This is a genomic window from Salinisphaera sp. LB1 (genome assembly GCF_003177035.1).
Classification (GTDB): Bacteria; Pseudomonadota; Gammaproteobacteria; order Nevskiales; family Salinisphaeraceae; genus Salinisphaera.
The window spans coordinates 1,710,181-1,728,515 of record NZ_CP029488.1; the positions used below are offsets into that span (position 1 = coordinate 1,710,181).

An 18,335-nucleotide genomic window follows, 5' to 3' on the forward strand; every position below is an offset into this window, starting at 1 on the left:
AATCATCCGGTCAGAGCGTACAGGCCAAGGGGTGGTTCGGGCGTTGCGCTTTGCCGGATTTTGAGTTTGAAGTATTCGGTATCGAGCAGTCCGCGAGCGCGTTTACGGATCAACCCGATCGCGACGTGGCCGCCTTCGAGTCGGGCGGTGGTGATGGGGTGGGCCGCGTAGTTGCAGATCCCGGTGCGATGCCGCTGTAGCATCGCCACGAAGCGTTTCATGGGGGCCAGCCCGGTGGCCTCGGCCAAGGCACACCAGGCATCCAGGCGCTGGCCCATGACGGTGAAGCTCGCTGGGGCGTGCCACAGTTGCTGGAGCTGTTCTTTCAAGGCATAGACTGCGTTGAGCGGGCCATTGACGGCGAGCAACCGATCGAGTCGCGCGGCCTGGCTATCGCTCAAGCGTTCGGCGTTTTTGAGCAGCAGATAACGGCTGCCAACCAAGACCTGCTTGTCGGCGTGGGTTGCCCGCTTGAACTCGGTTCGGCGGACGGTATCGATCACCTTCGAATACTGCTGCATGACATGGAAGCGATCGAAGACGATGGCGGCGTTCGGCAACGCCTCGGCCACCGCCTGTTCAAAGGGCTTCCACATATCCATGGCTACGGCCTCGATGCCCTGGGCAACGGGCTCATCGAGCTGATCGAAAAACGCCGTCAGGCCGGCCTTGCGACGGCCCTCGGTGACCCATACCAGATCGCCGGACTCGAGGTCGTAGACGATGGTCAGATAATCATGGCCCTTGGCGCGGGCGACCTCGTCGACGCCCAGATGCCGCAGGCCGGTCAGTGCGCCAGGATCCAGAGCCGGCAGATCACGCGTCAACGCCCGTTCGTCCATAGCCTTGACCGTACGCCACGCCAGGCCGGTGTAAGCCGCGACGGCGGCGATGCTGATATGCCGAGCCAGTTGGCTGACAAACCGCGCATAGCGGCGTGTGAAGCCATGGCCGGGCTCGACGAACGACAGCCGTTCCATACGGCGATCCGTCGCCCCGATCTTGAGCTGACAGTACGCGATCGAGAGCGTCACTGAGCGGCCCCAGATCGGCAGATCCTGAACCTCGCGACGCAGCCGTCGATTGACGGTGCCTCGTGCGCCGCTCCGGTGATCCACCGGCACGAAGCGGCGATCGCGGTCGCAGTGAAACACCAGCGTGCCACGAGCTTCGTCCCACGCCACGCCCTTGACGCACTGCCCGCGCAGACCAACAATCCAACTTGGGATGGTTGCCGCCATCTACAAACCCCTTCTGTATTTGTGTAGGAGCTTGTATTGAAACGGATTTGTCGGCGGCAGTCATCCCTCTCTAGCGCATGTCAGTGCAGAAGAGCCTTACAACGAAACTTTCAAATCGTTTCTAATGATCCAGTACAAGGCCATGGAGCAGGAAGCGCTGGAGGCTGTCTATCGCTTTCCGAATCAGCAGCTGGATGCCGAAGTCGCCCGAATGAAAAGTATCTTGGCCGAGCTTCGGAAGTGCCCTCAAAGTACGGATGCAGATAGTTTTCGGTTCTCAGATAACCCGTTTTTCTTAAAGCTCTGTCCGCGAATTATGTTCAACCCCGATGATGTTGGCTTGATCAAGGGCATGTACCTGCCACTGGATTACTGGGATTCGATCTCGAACCATGAGTCCATGAATGGCCCTAAGGGAGGAAAGCGCATTGCTTATTCGAATGTTCGGCGTTATTTCGACAATACAGCCTTCCTGACGCTCGCATCCGACGCATGGGTTGGCACCACTATTCCTCAGTCTGAACAATTGGAAGTATTGATCCGGTCAACGTTAGAGGCGGGTCGTGCTGTCGTGTTCGCGGTGAGCAAAGATAAAGAGGAGCGTCACCATGGCCGCAGCTAACAAATCGCTGCAGTTGACCGCCCAAAGCGCTTCCGCGCTTTGGGTTCCCTGCGCTGCCTGCGGCTACTCCGGCGGCAACTGAGCTTAGGCGTTAGGCCTTACATCAGGGACATTGGGGACATTGGGGACAGACCACGATTAAGTGGTACACCGCGGGTTGGGACAGAACCGTGGTCTGTCGCTTAATGCCATGATTGCGCCATGGCGCGCAGGGTGTTGGCGACGATGCGGCCGATCTCCTTGAGGCCATCCAGTTCCGCCTGTTTGGTAACCGTCATTGTTCGGTCTCTTTGTGAAGCGAATCGTTCGCTCGCGGGGGCATGGAGGCGTTGGATGGGTCTGTCAGGATCGAGCCGGCGACGACGTCAAAGAGATGGTCCGCGCGCGGCGCATGCGAAGGCTGCTCACGAAGCCAGGCAAGCGCCGCGATTATATCGAATAGCTCCGCACCATTGAGATCGTCCCGTGCCTTCCCCTCGGCTTGAGCACGGGTGAGGAGTGCTGTGCCCGCTGCTCGCAGCATGACGCACGAAGCATGAAGTGCGGAGTTTGGATCCTCGATGGCATCCATCATCAACGCGATGATGCCATGCTGGCTGTGGGTGAATTCAGTCGTTTCCTTCATCCATACCACGAGTGCGTTGTCGGCGGAATCCGAGGTTTCAAGTTCTCCTGCCCGCACCACCAGTGCCTCGAAGCTGGCGCGCAGCAACGCTTCGAGCAAAGCCTCTCGCGTCGGGAAGTGTCGGTACAGCGTGCCCAGGCCGACACCTGCTCTGCGCGCTATATCACGCAGCGAGGCGTCGGCACCCTGGTCGGCGAAGGCCTCGCCCGCAACCGCTAGCAGGCGGTCGTAATTTTTCTTGGCATCAACTCTCATGGTTCACCTTGACAAAGTGGAACAGCGCTCCAATTATGTGGAGCACTGTTCCGGTGACGATAGCCCATTTGTGGCTACGGAAAAAGCGATGCCGACCCAGACGATGAAAGCGATTCGACAGTACGAATTCGGCGGTCCCGATGTGCTGCGATACGAGGATGCGCCCATGCCGATCCTGCAGGCGGGGGAAGTGCTCGTTCGCGTTCACGCGGTCGGTCTCAACCCGCCGGACTGGTACCTGCGCGAGGGCTATAAGTCCCTGCATCCCGAATGGCAGCCGCCGATGGATTTCCCGCTCATTCTGGGAACGGACATCTCGGGTGTCGTTGTGACGGTCGCCGACGATGTCGAAGACTTCTCCGTCGGCGACGCCGTGTATTCGATGGTCCGCTTCCCCGGCGGCATGTTCGGTGGCAGCCAGGCCTACGCCGAGTACGTCGGCGTTCCGGCATCGGAAGTCGACCTCAAACCGGTCGGCATCGACCACGCGCATGCCGCCGGAGCGTCGATGTCGTTGCTCACCGCGTGGCAGTTCATGATCGCGCTGGGGCACGATGAACCGAACCCGCTTCAGCCGAACCGGCACGCGCCGGTGCCGCTCGAGGGCAAGACCGTACTCATCAATGGCGCCGCGGGCGGGGTAGGTCACTTCGCGGTACAGCTCGCGAAACTGAAAGGCGCGCACGTCGTCGCCGTCGCTTCGGGCAGGCATGAGTCACTACTGCGCGAACTCGGCGCCGATGAATTCATCGATTACACCCAAAGGCCTCCCGAGGACGTTGCCCACGACATCGACCTGGTCGTCGATGCTGTCGGCGGTGCGACCACCGGTCGTTTTTTGCGTACGCTGAAGCGCGGCGGCGCCCTGTTCCCGATCTACCCACTGGGCTTCGACGGTGCCGAGGAAGCCGCGAAGCTGGGCGTCACGGTCTCGGCAACCCAGGTCCGTTCGAGCGGGGCACAGCTGTCAGAAGTCGGGCGCTTGCTCGACGACGGGACGATCCGCGTCGTCGTGGACAGCGCCTACCCATTGGCCGAGGCCCGCAAGGCACACGAACGAGCCGCCATAGGCCATATCCAGGGCAAGATCGTCTTGACCGTCGAGTAGAAAAACGGAGGGCCAGGCTGCTACACGTCCTCGAGCACTATCCGCTACCGCATAGTTTGGGGACAGACCACGGTTGTGTGGCGGGCAGCAACCGGTCCGTGACAGAAGCCGGGGTCTGTCCCTTAATGCCCCCTGTCCCTTAAAATGCGCGGTCGATGTCTGTCTCTTATCGGGCTCTCGATACCTGCCGATATTTCTGGCTGCGAGAGACCCGCGCCATTGCACCTTGACGCTGCTGCCAGGCGCCACTAGGATTGAAATTGCCTAAAAAGACAGCGATGCAGGTATGGTGATAACCTGCGGTCTCTTTCGAGACAGTCACGCTTGAGCGGGCGCGCCCGCTCTTGGCCATGGCCGGACACCACAAGGGCTGACCTTGTGTGTGGTCGGTTGTGGCTGTTGTATGTATGCCGCCGATCCGTGTCCGCCCCCACGCGAACAAGGAGTACGGTATGGCTATTCTCGTTACAGGCGGAACTGGAAAGGTGGGCACGCCGCTGGTCAGGCACCTGTCGGGCCAAGGCGTCGATATTCATGTGCTCACCCGCAAACCCGACGACGCTGAGCTTCCGGAGGGTGTGACAGCCGTAGCCGGGGACCTGCTGAACATTGAAGCGATGCGGCGCGCGCTTCAACCTGTCAGTACGTTATTTCTCTTGGTTCCGGTTACCCCGCACGAACTCACGCAAACGCTGCTGATGCTTAATCTGGCAAAGGAAGCCGGCATTGAGCGTGTGGTGTATTTGTCTGTGTACGGTGTACGCGAATACACCAACGTGCCACATTGCGCTGCGAAACATGCGGCCGAGTTGATGATCGAGCAGCTTGGAATCCCTGCCACGATCCTGCGCCCCAACAGTTTCATGCAGAATGACCTCATGATCAGGGGCGCTATCCAGCGGGCCGGCCTGTATGCGTTTCCAATTGGGTCGAAGGGCGTTTCGAGCATCGACGTACGCGATATCGCGGAGGTTGCCGCCACGGCCATCCTGCGCCGCGAGCGATCCGCCGGGCCGCTGCCGACGGAGATCATAAACCTCGTCGGCCCAGACGTGCTCACGGGCAAAGCGAGCGCCGCGATCTGGTCGAATGCCCTAAAGCGGCCGATCACCTACGGCGGCGACGATACCCTCGCCTTTGAGCGCCAGGTTGCGAAGCACGTGCCTGACTGGAACGCCATGGACCTGCGCCTCATGCTGGACCGGTTTCAGAAGGACGGCTTGCGCGCATCGGCGGCGGACGTCGATATCATGACGAGCCTGCTCGGAAAGACACCGCGCCGCTATGCGGACTTCGTGGCGGAAACCTGCGTGAACTGGTAAGCCTCGTTCGACCGGCCGCAGGCGTCGAATCGACGCCTGCGGTGGACTCAATCAACCCGACCTAAAGCCGGCAGCTCATGTCGGTTTAGTCGCCTCGCCCGTTGCATTTTCATCCAGCAACCCCCGGCGTGCCGCCAAGGCCGCTAATTCGTCGGCATGCGCCGTGCCCCACTCGCAGAGCGGCAAGAGCGCCTGGGCGAGTTTGCTGCCAAATGGAGTGAGGGAATATTCCACCTTGGGCGGGATTTCGCCGTAATCGACGCGACTGACGACGCCGTCCGCCTGCAATTCCTTCAGCTGCTGAATCAGGACCTTGTCGCTGACCTTCCCGATGGCACGGCGCAATTCGCCATAGCGGCGCGTGCTCTGCATGAGGTGAAACAGGATCAGCGGCTTCCATTTGCCGCCCAACACGAACAGGGCGGCCTCCAGGCCGCACTTGAACGGACTCGTCGTCATACCGCCAGCTCCGGTTTTTTGGGTACTTACCAAAAGGTGCATACTAGAAATTGGGGATGCGCACCCCTAACTCAACTCCGTCACCACAACAGGAGTGAGTCATGGGTCAGTTGGACGGGAAGGTCGCGGTCGTTACCGGGGCCAATAGCGGGATCGGTCTGGCGGCTGCCAAGCGCTTCGTGGCCGAGGGCGCGCATGTCTATATCACGGGCCGTCGCCAGGAGGCGCTGGACCAGGCGGCCCGCGAGATCGGCGAGCGTGTGACGCCGGTGCAGGGTGATGTCTCGCGGCTGGCGGATCTGGACCGGCTGTTCGAGACCGTGCGTGTCGAACATGGGCGCCTCGATGTGCTGTTCGCCAACGCGGGCCTCGGCGAGCTGGAGCCGCTGGGGCAGATCACCGAGGCGTCCTTCGGTCTGATGTTCGATGTGAACGTGAAGGGCACGGTCTTTACCGTGCAGAAGGCTTTGCCACTCATGGGCCCGGGCGGCTCCATCATTCTCACCGGCTCGACGACCGGCACGATGGGCACGCCGGCGTTCAGCATCTACAGCGCCACCAAGGCGGCTATCCGCAACCTGGCGCGCAGCTGGACGCTGGATCTGAAAGGCACCGGCATTCGCGTGAACGTGCTGTCGCCGGGCGCGACGGCAACCCCCGGTTTGCACGGCGTTGCCGAGGCCGGCGGTGGTGATGCCTTGTATGAAAGCCTGATCGCCCAGACGCCGGCGGGCCGGATCGCCGATCCCGCGGAGGTTGCAGCCGTGGTGCTTTTTCTTGCCTCGGATGAAAGCTCGGCGCTGGCCGGAGGCGAAGTCTTTGCGGATGGCGGCATGGCGCAGGTGTGACACTCGTGGGCGGGGTACGCTCGGATGCCCCCGTCCACCATCCAAGCCTGGCGCGTTATATGGCCTACGAAACAAAAATCATCGTCCGTCGCGACCGTCGGACATCGGTTCGGCCGGTCGTCATGGCGGCCGGCTTTGTCCTGTGCAGCGAAACCTCGGCCGTGCCCGACCTGATCGTGCCCGGTGCAAACTATAGGTGGCGGGAACCGTGGTCTGTCCCTGAATGCCCACAAACTATAGGTGGCGGGAACCGTGGTCTGTCCCTGAATGCCCCGAGCAGCAAGTCGCGGCAATGCTGGGGCGACGTGTGAGCCGCGGGGCGCCGGGTAGGCCGAGGAAAGAAACGAAGTAGACCAGAGTGGCGGGAACCGTGGTCTGTCCCTGAATGTCCTTGTTAAGTGAACAGCATTGGGTCTGTCCCTGAATGCCCCGCAGTCTAGAAGCTAAACAATCGACTAAGAAAGTGCCTCGCTTATCGCTCGCCACTTGAAGTCCTTCATTCCATCGGCTGTGGTGCGCTTGGAAGTTGAGTCCACCCCCTGAATGTCCCGGGAGTGAGAACACCAGCGGTTCTAGGGCTGTTACCCAGCCCACCGACATGCGGCGGTCGTATGACGGGCTGGCGGCGATGGTGCGACGCCAACTCGGCGGGAACCCACTCAGCGGTCACGGCTTTGTGTTCATCAATCGCCGCCGTACCCAGCTGAAATGTCTGTACTTCGACGCGGGCGGTTACCGTTTTATGGCCGTCCGCGGGTGTCGTACTGAAGACGGTTCCCCTCGATTATCTCCCGTTGTGTCGCCGCCCACTCAGCCAATCGTCGCACGTTTTCCGCTAAGGACTGCCCGAGCGGCGTCAGGGAATATTCGACCCGCGGCGGCGTACTTGTGTGGACCGTTCGCTCCACCATTCCGTCACGCTCCAAGGTCTTGAGTGTCCTCGTTAACATCTGTTGCGAGATACCACTCACTTGCCGTGCGATCTCGTTGAAGCGCCGTGGGCCGAGTCGAAGCGCGACTACAACTTGGATTGTCCATTTCTCGCCGACCCGGCTGAGAATTTCTCTTACGCTGCTGCATTCGCTTCGGGCATCTGGGGTGCTCACATTCATTTGACCTGCTCCTAAAGATATGCTTTGACGGAATTTTTTAGATTACATACGTTGTGGCTGCCAACAAACGAGACTTCCTCAATGCAAGGAATTGGTGAGGGGAGGTCCATCATATGGAGACTACTATGGTCCTCTACTACTATCCGGGAGCTTGCAGCCTCGCCGATCACATCGCGCTGATCGAAGCAGGTCTTCCCTACACGCTCATTGGCATCACCCATGAGAAAAAAACCGAAGATCGTCGTGACTTCCTGTCGATCAATCCCAAGGGCTACGTCCCGGCGCTCGAACTCGACGATGGAGAAGTGCTCACGGAGAATCCGGTTATCCTTAACTACATTGCCGAAAAGAGCGGCAAGCTTCTTCCCGAAAAAGGCATCGCAAGATGGCGCTCCTTGGAAGCACTTGCCTTCATGGCGTCTGAAATTCATGGAAACTACGCGCCATTCTTCATGGATTTTCCAGAGATGGAGAAGGAACGGGCTCGAAAAAAGCTCGCAAAAGCCTTTTCTCTCCTAGATGACCAGATGGGCGACAAAAAGCATCTTGTGGGCGAGAATCTCACGATCGCCGACTGCTACCTTTTCTGGGTTCTGATGGCGTCTGCCAGAAGCGGCCTTGAACTGACGGAGCGCCTTCAAAGCTACTACGACCGGATGAAGCTGCGACCGTCCGTAGCCCGTGCGTTTTCTGAGGAAAACCTGCCGTCAGGCTGATTGATCCCCGGCGGCGGGATGTAACCGTCATGGGCAACAACGATCCGAGCGTCCCGCTGGGTTCTACCCCGCTCTCTACTCTACCCACGTCTCACGCGAAATGGAGGAGATAACGCACCGCAGCCGATACCGCGCTAAACAGCCTTAACTTAGCGCCATTCTGGTCTGTCCCCAATGCTGAGAGACTATTCTTCAGGCGCCTTCGCCGGCGCCGGCGCCCGGCTAGTATTGCCTCCACCGCGGCTCGCGCCCGTTTCCGGCCGGGTCGAACCCAGAATGCCCCCGATCCAGCCACGCAACCATTCCGATCCGGGGTCGTTGTCGGTCTGGGCAGTCCAGACGAGAGAGACGTCGGGCACGTCGAAGGTCATCGGTACCGGCACCACCCGGAGGCCGAAGGCAGAGCCGTAGCGCATCGCCATCCGCGTGGGCAGTGTGGCGATCAGAGGCGCACAGGCGATCATGCCGAGCACGCCGAGGAACTCGGATGAGGTGGCGGCCACGTTGAGCCGCCCACCAACGCGATCCAAAGCGGACTCGAGACAGCCGTGCAGGCTGTCACTGAGGCTGACCAACGCGTGTGGATGGGTCAGATAGTCTTGCAGCGAGATGGCGTCGCCGAGGCCAACCCGATCCGGATGGAATACGCAGCTCAGAGATTGTTCGTAAAGCGGCTGCTGCCGATAGCGCTTCGCCTGGCTGTCGAAACAGCCGACGGCAACATCCAGCACGCGATCGTCGAGCATCCGGTAGGCTTCGTCCGGCTTCACCGGGCGCCCGTGCAGCCGTACGCCCGGTGCGCGCTCGCGCAATACAGTGGCAAGCTCGGGCATGAGCAGCAGTTCGACCTCGCTGGAAAACCCCAGCCGAAACAGGCGTTCATCAGTCGCTGGATCGAAGCTGGCGGTGGTGTGGATGATGTCCTGCATCATGCGCAGCGTTTGGCCGATCGGCTCCGCCAGCGCCTGTGCCCGAGCCGTTGGCTGCATCTGCGTGCCGACGCGTACGAACAGCTTGTCGTCCAGCATCGTGCGCAGCACGGACAAACTATGGCTCATGGCCGGCTGGCGGATCTTCAGCCGCTCGGCGGCACGGGTCACGCTGCGCTCATGCATCATCGCGTCGAATGCGATGAGCAGATTGAGGTCGAAACTCCGCAGATCGAAATGGTCGATGGACTGCATTCTTCAAATCGATTTGTTTGATCGAGATATAGCAATACGTTCGCTCGGCACATTCGTCAATTGTGGAGTACGTAATGCCCGCGAACCCGACCTATCGCATCGGCAATGCCGAGATCACCCGTGTTCCCGAGATCGCGTTCGAAGACGCCGATATCGCCACCCTTTTTCCCGATAGCGCGCCGGACAGCCTTGCTCCGGATGCCAAACGCTGGGGACCACGCCATTTCGATGCCCGCACCGGCAAGCTGCGCCAGAGCGTGCACGCCTGGCTGGTTAAAACGCCGGCGCATACCCTTCTGATCGATACCGGCGCCGGAAACGACAAGGAGCGGCCGGAGGCGCCGGCGCTTCATCGGCTGGACGAGCCTTTCCTGGCGCGGCTTGAAGCCGCCGGCGCGAGTGCGGCCGACATCGATCACGTGTTGTTCACGCATCTGCATTCCGACCACGTCGGCTGGAACACGACCTGGCATGACGGCCGATGGCAGCCCACGTTCACCAACGCCTTGCACGTATTCTCGAAACGTGAATACGACTACAACGCCGCGCTGGCGGAGGACACGGCTCTGGCCGAGCGCATCCGAAAAAAGGCTGATCTCGGGCCTCGCGCCCGGCTACCTTCGCGAGGTTTTTTCGGAGACAGCGTACAGCCGGTCGCCGACGCCGGCCTTGCGCATCCGATTGATATCAACGAGACCGCATTCGAAGGCTTTGTCTTTCATCGCGTTCCTGGCCATAGCATCGACCAGGCCGCCATTTCCTTCACGTCTAACGGCGAAACCGCGTTGTTTTGGGGCGACGTATGTCATCACCCGCTGCAGGTTCGCCATACCGGCGTTAATTCCATGTTCTGCGAGTTCCCCGAGGCAGCGGTCGAGGCGCGCCTCTGGGCGCTCGGCTATGCCGCCGATCACGAGGCAACGGTATTCACCACTCATTTCGGTGGCGGGTCCGTCGGCCATGTCGTCCGCGATGGCGATGGTTTCGACTGGTGCTTCAGCGAGGGGGATGCGGCATGAACGAGCTCTTCAACAGCGATGATCTACTCCGGGAAGTCGTACGCGTTCCCGGCCCGGGTACCGGCACGACATTGCAGTTACTGCATAGATCCCGGCGCGATGCTGGCATCGCGTCGTCGCCTCGCACGATCATGTTGATGCACGGCGCGACGTTTTCCTCCGCCAGCCTGTTCGATGTTCCGCTCGAAGGCCAATCCTTCATGGACGTGTTGGCACGCGCCGGTTTCGATGTTTGGGCGGTGGATGTGCGCGGCTATGGCAGCTCGAGCCGGCCGGCCGCATTCCGCGAAGCCGCCGACGCGAATCCCCCGCAGACGCCGGCCATTGTGGCCGAGCAAGATCTGGCCGCGGCGATCGATGCAGTGTGCGCACGCCAAGCCATCGGCGGCCTCAATCTGCTGGGCATGTCCTGGGGCGGCTCGGTGGCCGGACGATATGCGAGTCGGCATCCGGAGCGGGTTGAGAAGCTCGTGCTGGTCGCCCCGCTCTGGCTTTCCGAGCAGCCGCTGCGTATCGATCAAGGCGGCCCGCTGCTTGCCTGGCGCGACGTCTCGCTGCACGGGGCACGCGATGCCTGGCTGGCCGATGCGCCCAAGGCCGCACGCCACGATCTACTGCCCGACGACGGATTCGAGCAGTGGCTCGAGGTGACGCGTGCCAGCGATACCGACGTCAACTCGGCGGCCACCGTTCGCGCACCGGGAGGTGCGATCGCCGATATTCGAAACCATTGGCACGCCGGAAAACCCCTCTACGATCCGGGCGACATCACGAGCCCGACCCTGATCGTGCATGCGGAATGGGATCGCGACGTGCGTATCGACATGATGCAGAATCTGTTCAGCCAGCTGGAGCACGCACGTTATCGCCGCTGGCTAGAAATCGGCGGCGGCACGCATCGTATTCTACTCGAACGGCAACGCGAGCAGGCGTTTGACGCGATCACCGGCTTTCTAGCCGAAGAGCGGAACACTCAATGACCGCGCTGGGCCGCTCGTGACGTCGCTACTTGCTTCGGTGGCGCGAGCGGCTCGTCGTCCTCAAACAATAGACGTCCGCGCGTCCTGCTTCCCAGCATACCGGTCCACATCATCCAGCGGGGCAACAACCGTCAAGCCTGTTTTTTCGCTGACGACGATTACCGCTTCTATCTGGAATGGCTGCAAGACTATGCAGCCATTGAGCGCGTGGCCATACATGCCTACGTGTTGATGACGAACCACGTGCACCTGCTTTTGAGTGCGCAGACGGCCGCCGGCGCCGGTCGGCTCATGAAACGACTCGGCCAGCGCTATGTTCAATATGTGAACCGCACCTATCGACGCAGCGGCACGCTCTGGGAGGGACGGTTCCGCTCTTGCCTGGCACAGGGAGAGCACTACGTGATGGGATGCTACCGCTATATCGAACTCAACCCCGTCCGAGCTGAGATGGTCGAGCACCCGGCCGAATACCGGTGGTCCAGTTACCGTGTGAACGGGCAGGGCGAACAAAGCCGCCTGATCACCTCGCACGCCCTCTATGACGCCTTGGGCGACAGCCCGGGCGCTCGCCAGGCCGCGTATCGCGAACTATTCCGATACAAACTGGACCCCGGTTTAGTGGATGAAATCCGCAAGGCGACCAACGGCAACTATGTTCTCGGCACCGAGCGATTCGAGCAGCAAGTCGCGGCGATGCTGGGACGACGCGTGAGCCGCGGGGCGCCGGGTAGGCCGAGGAAAGAAAAGAAGTAGGATAGAGTGGCGGGAACCGTGGTCTGTCGCCGAATTCCTCTTTGGATTGCATTGCAATCCATGATGCCCTTTGAGTTGGCGAAGATTAGCTCCAAGGATTCATTTTGCCACAGATGGTTACGATGCAATCCATATCAGGGACTCGGGCGTGACGTTTCATCCGAGGCGTGGGTGCCGACATCGCAGGCCGCAATCAATCGTGGCGTGATGAGTAACTGCCAGGTAATCATGCAGACAATCGCCAGTTTTTCGAGCGCCCCGTGAACAGCGGGTAGCCAGGGATCCAGCGCCAGCGCCATGAAGCAGCCGAGAATGAGCGCGCTCACGAGCCCGCGAGCGTGGTTCAAGATTCTGTCGTGCCACAGCGCGCGCGTGAGTGTCGACATACCGAGCAGGCCGAATACGAAGGCGAAGATGGCGCTGAACACATGCACGGTATGCACCAACTGGGGTACCGATGGCGACTTGAGCAGTGGTGGTCCTGCCGAGAAGGCGGTCACGAAAATACATAGCGCGCAGAAGTGGAACAGCCCGGCGGCCAGCGTGGCCCGTCGGCGCGGGATCAGGGCCTTAATAGACAGGCCGAAAAGGATCACGGCCACTGCGAACATGGCGAAAACGAGATGCAGCCAGAGCGCGAACGGACCGGCCAGATAGGCGCTGACGGGCGTGGCCAGTGGCCGGTTCGGCTGGCGGACCTGCGCCACGGCGCAGACGACGACGAATACGAGTGAACCTGCGCGCGAGAACTGCTGAAGGCGAATCAGGCCTACCGGCGTCGCGGTAAATGTAGGCGTCTCGCGATCAGGCATCGCATCTTCCGTTACATGACATGGCGGCGAATCGACCCGGCCGGAGCCGTTCCACAAACCAAGCACGAGCGTTAACGGCACGGTATTAAAAGCGCAGCGCAACTGCTGCGCCGGACATTCAAGATCCGTCTCAATATAACGCGCCATATCCGACAAATATATTCCGTAATACTGCTTATTGCAGCGTTTCGCAGCCGCTTGATAGCTTGAAAAAAATCGGTCGCCATGGGGCATAAGCATGAATACGTCGGCACAAGTGGAAGCCGCCGGAGGGCAGAACGATGACACGCTGAGTAAAACGCAAATCCGCCGCGCGGTGGGTGCTGCGGCCATCGGTAATGCCATGGAGTGGTTCGACTTTGGCGTCTATGGTTACTTGGCGACAACGGTCGGCCAGTTGTTTTTTCCTTCCAAGGCAGGCCATGGCGGTCATTCCCTCCTGGCTGCTTTCGGCGTGTTTGCGATCGCATTCCTCGCCCGGCCGTTCGGCAGTCTTTTCTTCGGGCCGTTAGGCGACAAGATCGGGCGTAGTCGCGTGCTGATCATAACCATTACCATGATGGCGGCAGGCACGACGGGCGTGGGGGTCTTACCGACTTATCAGACAATCGGGATCTGGGCCCCCATTTTGTTAATCATTACCCGTTTGGTGCAGGGCTTCTCGACCGGTGGCGAGTATGGCGGAGCGGCGACCTTCATGGTGGAGTCCTCGCCTGACGAAAGCCGCGGTTTTTTTACCAGTTTCCTGGAATTCGGCACGCTGAGTGGTTATTCGGTGGGTGCCGGCCTGGTCACCATCATGACGGTGCTGCTGCCCGACCAAGCGATGCACAACTGGGGTTGGCGCATCCCGTTTCTGTGTGCGGCGCCGCTTGGGCTGTTCGGCTTGTTTCTGCGGCTCCGGCTGGAAGATAGCGCGGCATTCACTCAGCTATCGAGTAAAGGCGAGCAGTCCCGCGCCCCCTTGCGTGAGCTGATCACCGAGCACTGGCAACGCATGCTTCGGTGCGTTGGTCTGGTGATATTGCTGAATATAGCCTATTACATCGTGCTCACGTACCTGCCGAGCTATTTTGAGAAACATCTGCATTTCTCGACCGCAGAGTCGCTCGAGATGCTTATCGCCGTATATATCGGGATGATGATCGTCATCGGATTTGTCGGGCGTATTTCTGATCGTATCGGGCGGAAACCCATCATCATCACGTCCGGAATCGGGTTTATTCTGTTGTCGTATCCCGTATTCTGGCTGTTTTCGACGGGTAACATGGTATATACCTTCGTGGGTTTGGGTGTTCTTGCTTTTCTCACGGTATTGCTGTCGGGCACCATGCCGTCGACGCTCCCCTCGATCTTCCCGACCCGTATCCGCAACGGTGGGTTTGCCATTTCCTATAACTTCTCCACATCGGCATTTGGCGGTACGGCGCCGTATGTCGTGACCGCATTAATGGGGGCTACCGGCAACCAATATATGCCTGCGTTTTATCTGATGCTTGCGGGAGCGATCGGTGTTGCGACGGTGTTGACGATCCGCGAAACGGCGGGGGTGCCTCTGGCCGGTTCGTCGGCTTTGCATGCGAGGCCGGCGGCGGCCCAGAGCGGCTAGTATTCCGTAACGCAAGTTCAAGTTATGGATGTCGAGTGATACTTTTCGCGCGTGTAATAGGAAAATAAAGGACAGACCAGAATGGCACTTACTTAAGCGCTAACATTCTGAACTATATAATAAAAAGGCGAGTCTCAACGCTAAGCTGGTTGTAACCACACAAACCCTGCTTGGCATCTGGAGACTCGCCATGTCCAAGCGTAGGCCGCTGCTCGGTCGCGTTCAATACCACGCCGCGCATTGCTCGGCAGCCGACTTCTTCAGCACGTTGACCGCACCGGAGTTGTTTGACTATCTCGAAGCGCACTTACCGGCTCATCGCGCGCGTGTATTCCCGCCGACTGAAACATTGTCGATGTTTGTGGCGCAGGCAGGCGCTCAGTGCGGATGGCTCCTGTCGATGGGCTGTCGATCAGGCGGCGACGTTCCGACTCTTATCCGGCTTGCCCGGCTGCAGCACAGCCACGGGAGGTTATTGTCGGGCGCGGGCCCGGTTGCCGACGGCGCTGATCCAGCAGTTGACGCGCATGACCGCCGAGTCGATAGACGCCCGAACGCCGCAAGACTGGCACCCGACCGGTCGGCGAGTCCGCGTCGTCGACGGCACGACCCTCTCGATGGCCGATACGCCGGCCAATCAGGCGCGTTATCCACAGCCGCGCTCACAACAGCCCGGCCTGGGTTTCCCACTGTGTCGCCTGGTCGCCGCATTCAACCTGGCCGATGGCGCGCGGCGTGGAAGGGCGCGCCGATATGAGCGTGGTAGTCGATTAGTCCCGGCGTCACAAATCGACCCTCACGATCGATCTCTACGCCTTCGGTTCGAGGCTGTCTCGACGCGTCGATTGGTAGGCTGGGCACGCCGACGCTGACAATTTCTTTGATACGATCACGCTCGATAACGATATCGACACACCGCCAAGGGGTGCGCCGGTGCCGTCGATAAGAGTCGCGCCACGTAAGATTAGTTGTTGATGCGGCCCATCGCCATAATCGCAACGCTCAGCCGGATCCAGTTCGGTTAGGCCACGGCTCTCAAACCCAGCCAAAACTTCTTCGCCTATCTCTATATTTTGTCCTCTCTCCGCTCGATTCGACTTAGCTTCGACCGTCGTGAATCTGGCGCGGACTGTTGGCGCGGCGCACGGTAGCCCGGCTCCCAACCTGTCCGCTACGGATACTCGCAGCCAGGATGAGTGCGACGCCCACGTATTGGGTAAAACCGAGCGTCTGGCCGAAAAACACCGCCATCAGCAGCATCGCTGTCAGAGGTTCGATGGTCGTGATTACCGCTACGGCAGAGGAGCGAACGGTTCTTAATCCGCGTGTAAACAAAAAATACGAAAAAAGCGTGCCGAACAGGCTAATCGCCAGGACCAAAGCCCACGATGAGGCGGCGGAGTACAGCCAGAGTCGGTGTACGCCATGCCAGAAAAACGGCGTGATGAGGAATACTAGTGCACTGATGCCGAACGAACTGGCCAGCAGCGTGCTCGAATCGATTCGCCGCAATAGGAGCTGGCCTAGCGTTGGGTATAGGGCGTAGCTCGCGCCTGACGCGAGTCCCATGCTCAGGCCGAAGGCGCCGATACGTTGCGTGCCTTCGCCGCTGTAAACCACCAGTACAACGCCGAGCAACGCGGCGATTGCCAGAAGCATCTTCCGCCACTCGAAACTTTCTTTTAGAATCCAAATGCTGAAAAACAGCGCCCATACCGGCGCTGTGTAGAGCAGACAAACGGCATAGGTCACGCCGGAAGCCTTGACAGATTGAAAGTACGCGAGGTTGTAAAGCAGCACGCCAAAAACCGATTGAGCGATTGCTATCGGTAGGCAACCAATCAAGCCGCGAATATCGATTCGGAGGAATACGAACGAGGCTGCCGCGATGGCCGCAGCCGAGATCACGACCCGAAAAGCGGATATTTCTGCAGGCGAATAGCCCCGCGCGGCGAGAAGCGACGCAATGACGCCGAGCGTGCCCCAGATTGCCGCAGCGGCAGCGACGTATACTGTGTCGGTATATCTCATCGCGGCTTCTTGCAGAGGTACAAGCCAAGCTCGCCCTGCAGCCCATGATGACGCGCTCTGAGATGCACCTCGAAATCCTGCCAGACTGCACATTCCGAACTCGTGCTCAAATAGATATTGCGCTTAGCTAGTACGCATTCTTTGATTTCGACCAAGGAAAAACCTGGCTCGCCGAGCAATGACTCAATCGGATGCACTTCAGTGCATATATGCGTCAGCCAACGATTGATCTCCGGTGTATTCACCGACAGGAAACCGCATTCGACGGCTTCGGGACGCCAGATCGAGAAGATAAAGGCGCCGTCACTTCGAAGAACGCGCCTGATTTCGCGCAGCATGCTGCGCGTATCGTGTGAGTGCACGATGGTGCCCATCATGCAGGTCACCAGATCGAAACACCCGTCTTCGAAGGGAAGAGCCCGCGCATCTGCGCGCTTGATACGATCGGTGTCGAGGTCGACCTGAGCGAGTAATCGTGCGGCGGCGTTGACCGCATGCTGTGAATGATCGACGCCGTAGGCATCAAACCCTAACTTCGACAACGCCCTGACATACCGTCCGGTCGCGGTACCGATATCCAGACTTCGGCCCGCGTCTATCGAATCTGGAAGTTCACGAAAAGCGCCAAATTCTAGCGCCTTGACGAGATTATCGGACTTGTTACCGCGCTCGTATGCTTCATACCACGGTTCCGGATATCGTATGTCCATGTCTCGCAGCGTCGCCAACCACTCAGCAGACGCTGCAATAATCGAGTCACGATGTCATTAGGCAAAGGTGAACCGCAGTTTAGTTTCTGTAAAAGGATGGTGTGGCGCCGAGATGCTTTTTGAAAAGATAGGTTAACGACGAGGTATTCTCGTAACCGAGCTGTCGAGCGATTTCGGTTACCGTATCATTTGAATTCTGAAGACGTTCGATTGCTGCCTGTAGCCGCGCTTCCAGTTGGACTTGCTTCGGAGTTTTCTGAAAAGCGGCTCGAAACTGGCGATGAAAAAAAGAAGAGGACATGTTCAGTTGTGTCAAGAGCACGCTAACCAGATTCGGCGTGGTGATATCGGTTTCTAGCTGCCGCTTAGCAAAGCTTAAATAGGCCGGAATCACTGGTTGATCAACAGCCGTTGTGGCCTCTTCCAGTAATTCCAGGGCCGTCGTTGCAGCAGATATGGATTGCGGAAGAATTCCGCCTGGATTAGAGGTCGTGGCTGCTGCCAGAAACCGTGCATACTGGCGAAGGACATTGCTGGTATGCACTGTAAACAGACGGGGCAGACCATCGAATCGAGCTCTTATGAGCTGCGCGGAAAGGTCCAGGACCAAGAATTCGCTGTCACGTGATGTCGCGAAATCGTGTTGACTCTCGGCTGTGACAATGCCAGCCGTTTCATGGGTCAAGCGCTTAAGGGAGCCGTCGACTTCGATCTCCATCAGGCCACGCAGCGGAATGATCGCCTGAGCAAAGTCGTGCCTGTGGGTATCCGTTACCGGACGATAACGTCGATACGCAATCGTCGTGTACGTTTCCATGGCCACCCCGCGGTCCGTATGGTCATTCATTGTGTTGCGGTATCACACCTAGATCACACCATCAAATAGGCCAACCGAAAAGCTCGTGAAAACCCGGCGTCGGTTCTTG

18 protein-coding genes and 1 pseudogene are annotated in these 18,335 nt (G+C 59.5%); 10 read left to right on the plus strand and 9 right to left on the minus strand.

Annotation, left to right across the window (positions count from 1 at the left end):
• Window positions 1–2: 2 nt before the first annotated feature.
• Window positions 3–1,241 carry an ISL3 family transposase gene (locus SALB1_RS07705; RefSeq protein WP_199678594.1) on the minus strand — a complete coding sequence of 413 codons (1,239 nt, stop codon included), beginning with the start codon at window positions 1,239–1,241 and terminating at the stop codon, window positions 3–5.
• Between the two features lie 124 nt (window positions 1,242–1,365).
• On the opposite strand from SALB1_RS07705, the gene SALB1_RS07710 reads away from it, so the two are divergent.
• Window positions 1,366–1,863: a hypothetical protein gene (locus SALB1_RS07710; RefSeq protein ID WP_179950718.1), complete on the plus strand. Its 498-nt coding sequence runs from the start codon at window positions 1,366–1,368 to the stop codon at window positions 1,861–1,863.
• A 274-nt stretch (window positions 1,864–2,137) separates the two neighbouring features.
• On the opposite strand, the gene SALB1_RS07720 is transcribed toward SALB1_RS07710, so the two are convergent.
• Complete coding sequence (locus SALB1_RS07720; protein WP_109993338.1) at window positions 2,138–2,743, minus strand: TetR/AcrR family transcriptional regulator; 606 nt, start codon at window positions 2,741–2,743, stop codon at window positions 2,138–2,140.
• 88 nt (window positions 2,744–2,831) lie between these two features.
• On the opposite strand from SALB1_RS07720, the gene SALB1_RS07725 reads away from it, so the two are divergent.
• Window positions 2,832–3,851, plus strand: a complete 1,020-nt coding sequence (locus tag SALB1_RS07725) for an NADP-dependent oxidoreductase (protein ID WP_109995333.1) — start codon at window positions 2,832–2,834, stop codon at window positions 3,849–3,851.
• Between the two features lie 452 nt (window positions 3,852–4,303).
• Window positions 4,304–5,173: an SDR family oxidoreductase gene (locus SALB1_RS07730; RefSeq protein WP_109995334.1), complete on the plus strand. Its 870-nt coding sequence runs from the start codon at window positions 4,304–4,306 to the stop codon at window positions 5,171–5,173.
• A gap of 75 nt (window positions 5,174–5,248) precedes the next feature.
• Here the strand turns inward: SALB1_RS07730 and SALB1_RS07735 are convergent, their stop codons facing one another.
• Window positions 5,249–5,632 (minus strand): helix-turn-helix domain-containing protein, encoded by a 384-nt coding sequence (locus tag SALB1_RS07735; protein WP_109993339.1) that lies wholly within the window; start codon window positions 5,630–5,632, stop codon window positions 5,249–5,251.
• A 101-nt stretch (window positions 5,633–5,733) separates the two neighbouring features.
• Here SALB1_RS07735 and SALB1_RS07740 point away from each other — a divergent pair, with 101 nt between their 5' ends.
• Together SALB1_RS07740 and SALB1_RS19860 are read left to right on the plus strand one after the other, a co-directional pair.
• A complete protein-coding gene (locus SALB1_RS07740; RefSeq protein ID WP_109993340.1) occupies window positions 5,734–6,480 on the plus strand; it encodes an SDR family NAD(P)-dependent oxidoreductase in 747 nt (248 codons plus the stop codon).
• Between the two features lie 628 nt (window positions 6,481–7,108).
• Window positions 7,109–7,168: pseudogene (locus tag SALB1_RS19860) on the plus strand (hypothetical protein); the annotation flags it as partial.
• Between the two features lie 52 nt (window positions 7,169–7,220).
• Here the strand turns inward: SALB1_RS19860 and SALB1_RS19865 are convergent.
• Window positions 7,221–7,592: a helix-turn-helix domain-containing protein gene (locus SALB1_RS19865; protein WP_109993341.1), complete on the minus strand. Its 372-nt coding sequence runs from the start codon at window positions 7,590–7,592 to the stop codon at window positions 7,221–7,223.
• A gap of 125 nt (window positions 7,593–7,717) precedes the next feature.
• Between SALB1_RS19865 and SALB1_RS07755 the strand changes: the two genes are divergently transcribed.
• Entirely contained in the window at window positions 7,718–8,308 is a 591-nt protein-coding gene (locus tag SALB1_RS07755; RefSeq protein WP_109995335.1) for a glutathione binding-like protein, read from the plus strand.
• Window positions 8,309–8,493: 185 nt separating this feature from the next.
• Here the strand turns inward: SALB1_RS07755 and SALB1_RS07760 are convergent, their stop codons facing one another.
• Window positions 8,494–9,492: a LysR family transcriptional regulator gene (locus tag SALB1_RS07760; protein WP_179950719.1), complete on the minus strand. Its 999-nt coding sequence runs from the start codon at window positions 9,490–9,492 to the stop codon at window positions 8,494–8,496.
• Between the two features lie 74 nt (window positions 9,493–9,566).
• Between SALB1_RS07760 and SALB1_RS07765 the strand changes: the two genes are divergently transcribed.
• From SALB1_RS07765 to SALB1_RS19475, 3 genes are all read left to right on the plus strand, one after another.
• On the plus strand, window positions 9,567–10,511 hold the full coding sequence (locus tag SALB1_RS07765; protein WP_109993342.1) for an MBL fold metallo-hydrolase: 945 nt from the start codon (window positions 9,567–9,569) through the stop codon (window positions 10,509–10,511).
• Window positions 10,508–11,491: an alpha/beta hydrolase gene (locus tag SALB1_RS07770; protein ID WP_109993343.1), complete on the plus strand. Its 984-nt coding sequence runs from the start codon at window positions 10,508–10,510 to the stop codon at window positions 11,489–11,491. Before SALB1_RS07765 ends, SALB1_RS07770 begins: the two co-directional genes overlap by 4 nt.
• Before the next feature lie 84 nt (window positions 11,492–11,575).
• Window positions 11,576–12,247 carry a transposase gene (locus tag SALB1_RS19475; RefSeq protein WP_109993344.1) on the plus strand — a complete coding sequence of 224 codons (672 nt, stop codon included), beginning with the start codon at window positions 11,576–11,578 and terminating at the stop codon, window positions 12,245–12,247.
• Between the two features lie 134 nt (window positions 12,248–12,381).
• Here the strand turns inward: SALB1_RS19475 and SALB1_RS07780 are convergent, their stop codons facing one another.
• The gene (locus tag SALB1_RS07780) at window positions 12,382–13,293 is read right to left on the minus strand and encodes a DUF998 domain-containing protein (protein WP_158590671.1); all 912 of its coding nucleotides are present in this window, start codon (window positions 13,291–13,293) and stop codon (window positions 12,382–12,384) included.
• A 4-nt stretch (window positions 13,294–13,297) separates the two neighbouring features.
• On the opposite strand from SALB1_RS07780, the gene SALB1_RS07785 reads away from it, so the two are divergent.
• Window positions 13,298–14,668 (plus strand): MFS transporter, encoded by a 1,371-nt coding sequence (locus tag SALB1_RS07785; protein ID WP_109993345.1) that lies wholly within the window; start codon window positions 13,298–13,300, stop codon window positions 14,666–14,668.
• Between the two features lie 1,098 nt (window positions 14,669–15,766).
• Here SALB1_RS07785 and SALB1_RS07790 read toward each other — a convergent pair.
• From SALB1_RS07790 to SALB1_RS07800, 3 genes are all read right to left on the minus strand, one after another.
• Entirely contained in the window at window positions 15,767–16,699 is a 933-nt protein-coding gene (locus SALB1_RS07790) for a DMT family transporter (protein WP_158590672.1), read from the minus strand.
• The gene (locus tag SALB1_RS07795; RefSeq protein ID WP_109993347.1) at window positions 16,696–17,409 is read right to left on the minus strand and encodes a class I SAM-dependent methyltransferase; all 714 of its coding nucleotides are present in this window, start codon (window positions 17,407–17,409) and stop codon (window positions 16,696–16,698) included. The genes SALB1_RS07790 and SALB1_RS07795 overlap by 4 nt, the downstream gene beginning before the upstream one ends.
• A 79-nt stretch (window positions 17,410–17,488) precedes the next feature.
• Window positions 17,489–18,226, minus strand: a complete 738-nt coding sequence (locus SALB1_RS07800) for an AraC family transcriptional regulator (protein WP_158590673.1) — start codon at window positions 18,224–18,226, stop codon at window positions 17,489–17,491.
• Between the last annotated feature and the right edge of the window lie 109 nt (window positions 18,227–18,335).

Bases quoted from the DNA above. Each gene is read 5' to 3' on its own strand.
- SALB1_RS07760 (WP_179950719.1), bottom strand. From the start codon at position 9,492: ATGCAGTCCATCGACCATTTCGATCTGCGGAGTTTCGACCTCAATCTG.
- SALB1_RS07710 (WP_179950718.1), top strand. From the start codon at position 1,366: ATGATCCAGTACAAGGCCATGGAGCAGGAAGCGCTGGAGGCTGTCTAT.
- SALB1_RS07705 (WP_199678594.1), bottom strand. From the start codon at position 1,241: ATGGCGGCAACCATCCCAAGTTGGATTGTTGGTCTGCGCGGGCAGTGC.
- SALB1_RS07735 (WP_109993339.1), bottom strand. From the start codon at position 5,632: ATGACGACGAGTCCGTTCAAGTGCGGCCTGGAGGCCGCCCTGTTCGTG.
- SALB1_RS07790 (WP_158590672.1), bottom strand. From the start codon at position 16,699: ATGAGATATACCGACACAGTATACGTCGCTGCCGCTGCGGCAATCTGG.
- SALB1_RS07800 (WP_158590673.1), bottom strand. From the start codon at position 18,226: ATGGAAACGTACACGACGATTGCGTATCGACGTTATCGTCCGGTAACG.
- SALB1_RS07795 (WP_109993347.1), bottom strand. From the start codon at position 17,409: ATGGACATACGATATCCGGAACCGTGGTATGAAGCATACGAGCGCGGT.
- SALB1_RS07730 (WP_109995334.1), top strand. From the start codon at position 4,304: ATGGCTATTCTCGTTACAGGCGGAACTGGAAAGGTGGGCACGCCGCTG.
- SALB1_RS07765 (WP_109993342.1), top strand. From the start codon at position 9,567: ATGCCCGCGAACCCGACCTATCGCATCGGCAATGCCGAGATCACCCGT.
- SALB1_RS07770 (WP_109993343.1), top strand. From the start codon at position 10,508: ATGAACGAGCTCTTCAACAGCGATGATCTACTCCGGGAAGTCGTACGC.
- SALB1_RS07780 (WP_158590671.1), bottom strand. From the start codon at position 13,293: ATGCCCCATGGCGACCGATTTTTTTCAAGCTATCAAGCGGCTGCGAAA.
- SALB1_RS07755 (WP_109995335.1), top strand. From the start codon at position 7,718: ATGGTCCTCTACTACTATCCGGGAGCTTGCAGCCTCGCCGATCACATC.
- SALB1_RS07740 (WP_109993340.1), top strand. From the start codon at position 5,734: ATGGGTCAGTTGGACGGGAAGGTCGCGGTCGTTACCGGGGCCAATAGC.
- SALB1_RS19865 (WP_109993341.1), bottom strand. From the start codon at position 7,592: ATGAATGTGAGCACCCCAGATGCCCGAAGCGAATGCAGCAGCGTAAGA.
- SALB1_RS07720 (WP_109993338.1), bottom strand. From the start codon at position 2,743: ATGAGAGTTGATGCCAAGAAAAATTACGACCGCCTGCTAGCGGTTGCG.
- SALB1_RS07785 (WP_109993345.1), top strand. From the start codon at position 13,298: ATGAATACGTCGGCACAAGTGGAAGCCGCCGGAGGGCAGAACGATGAC.
- SALB1_RS07725 (WP_109995333.1), top strand. From the start codon at position 2,832: ATGCCGACCCAGACGATGAAAGCGATTCGACAGTACGAATTCGGCGGT.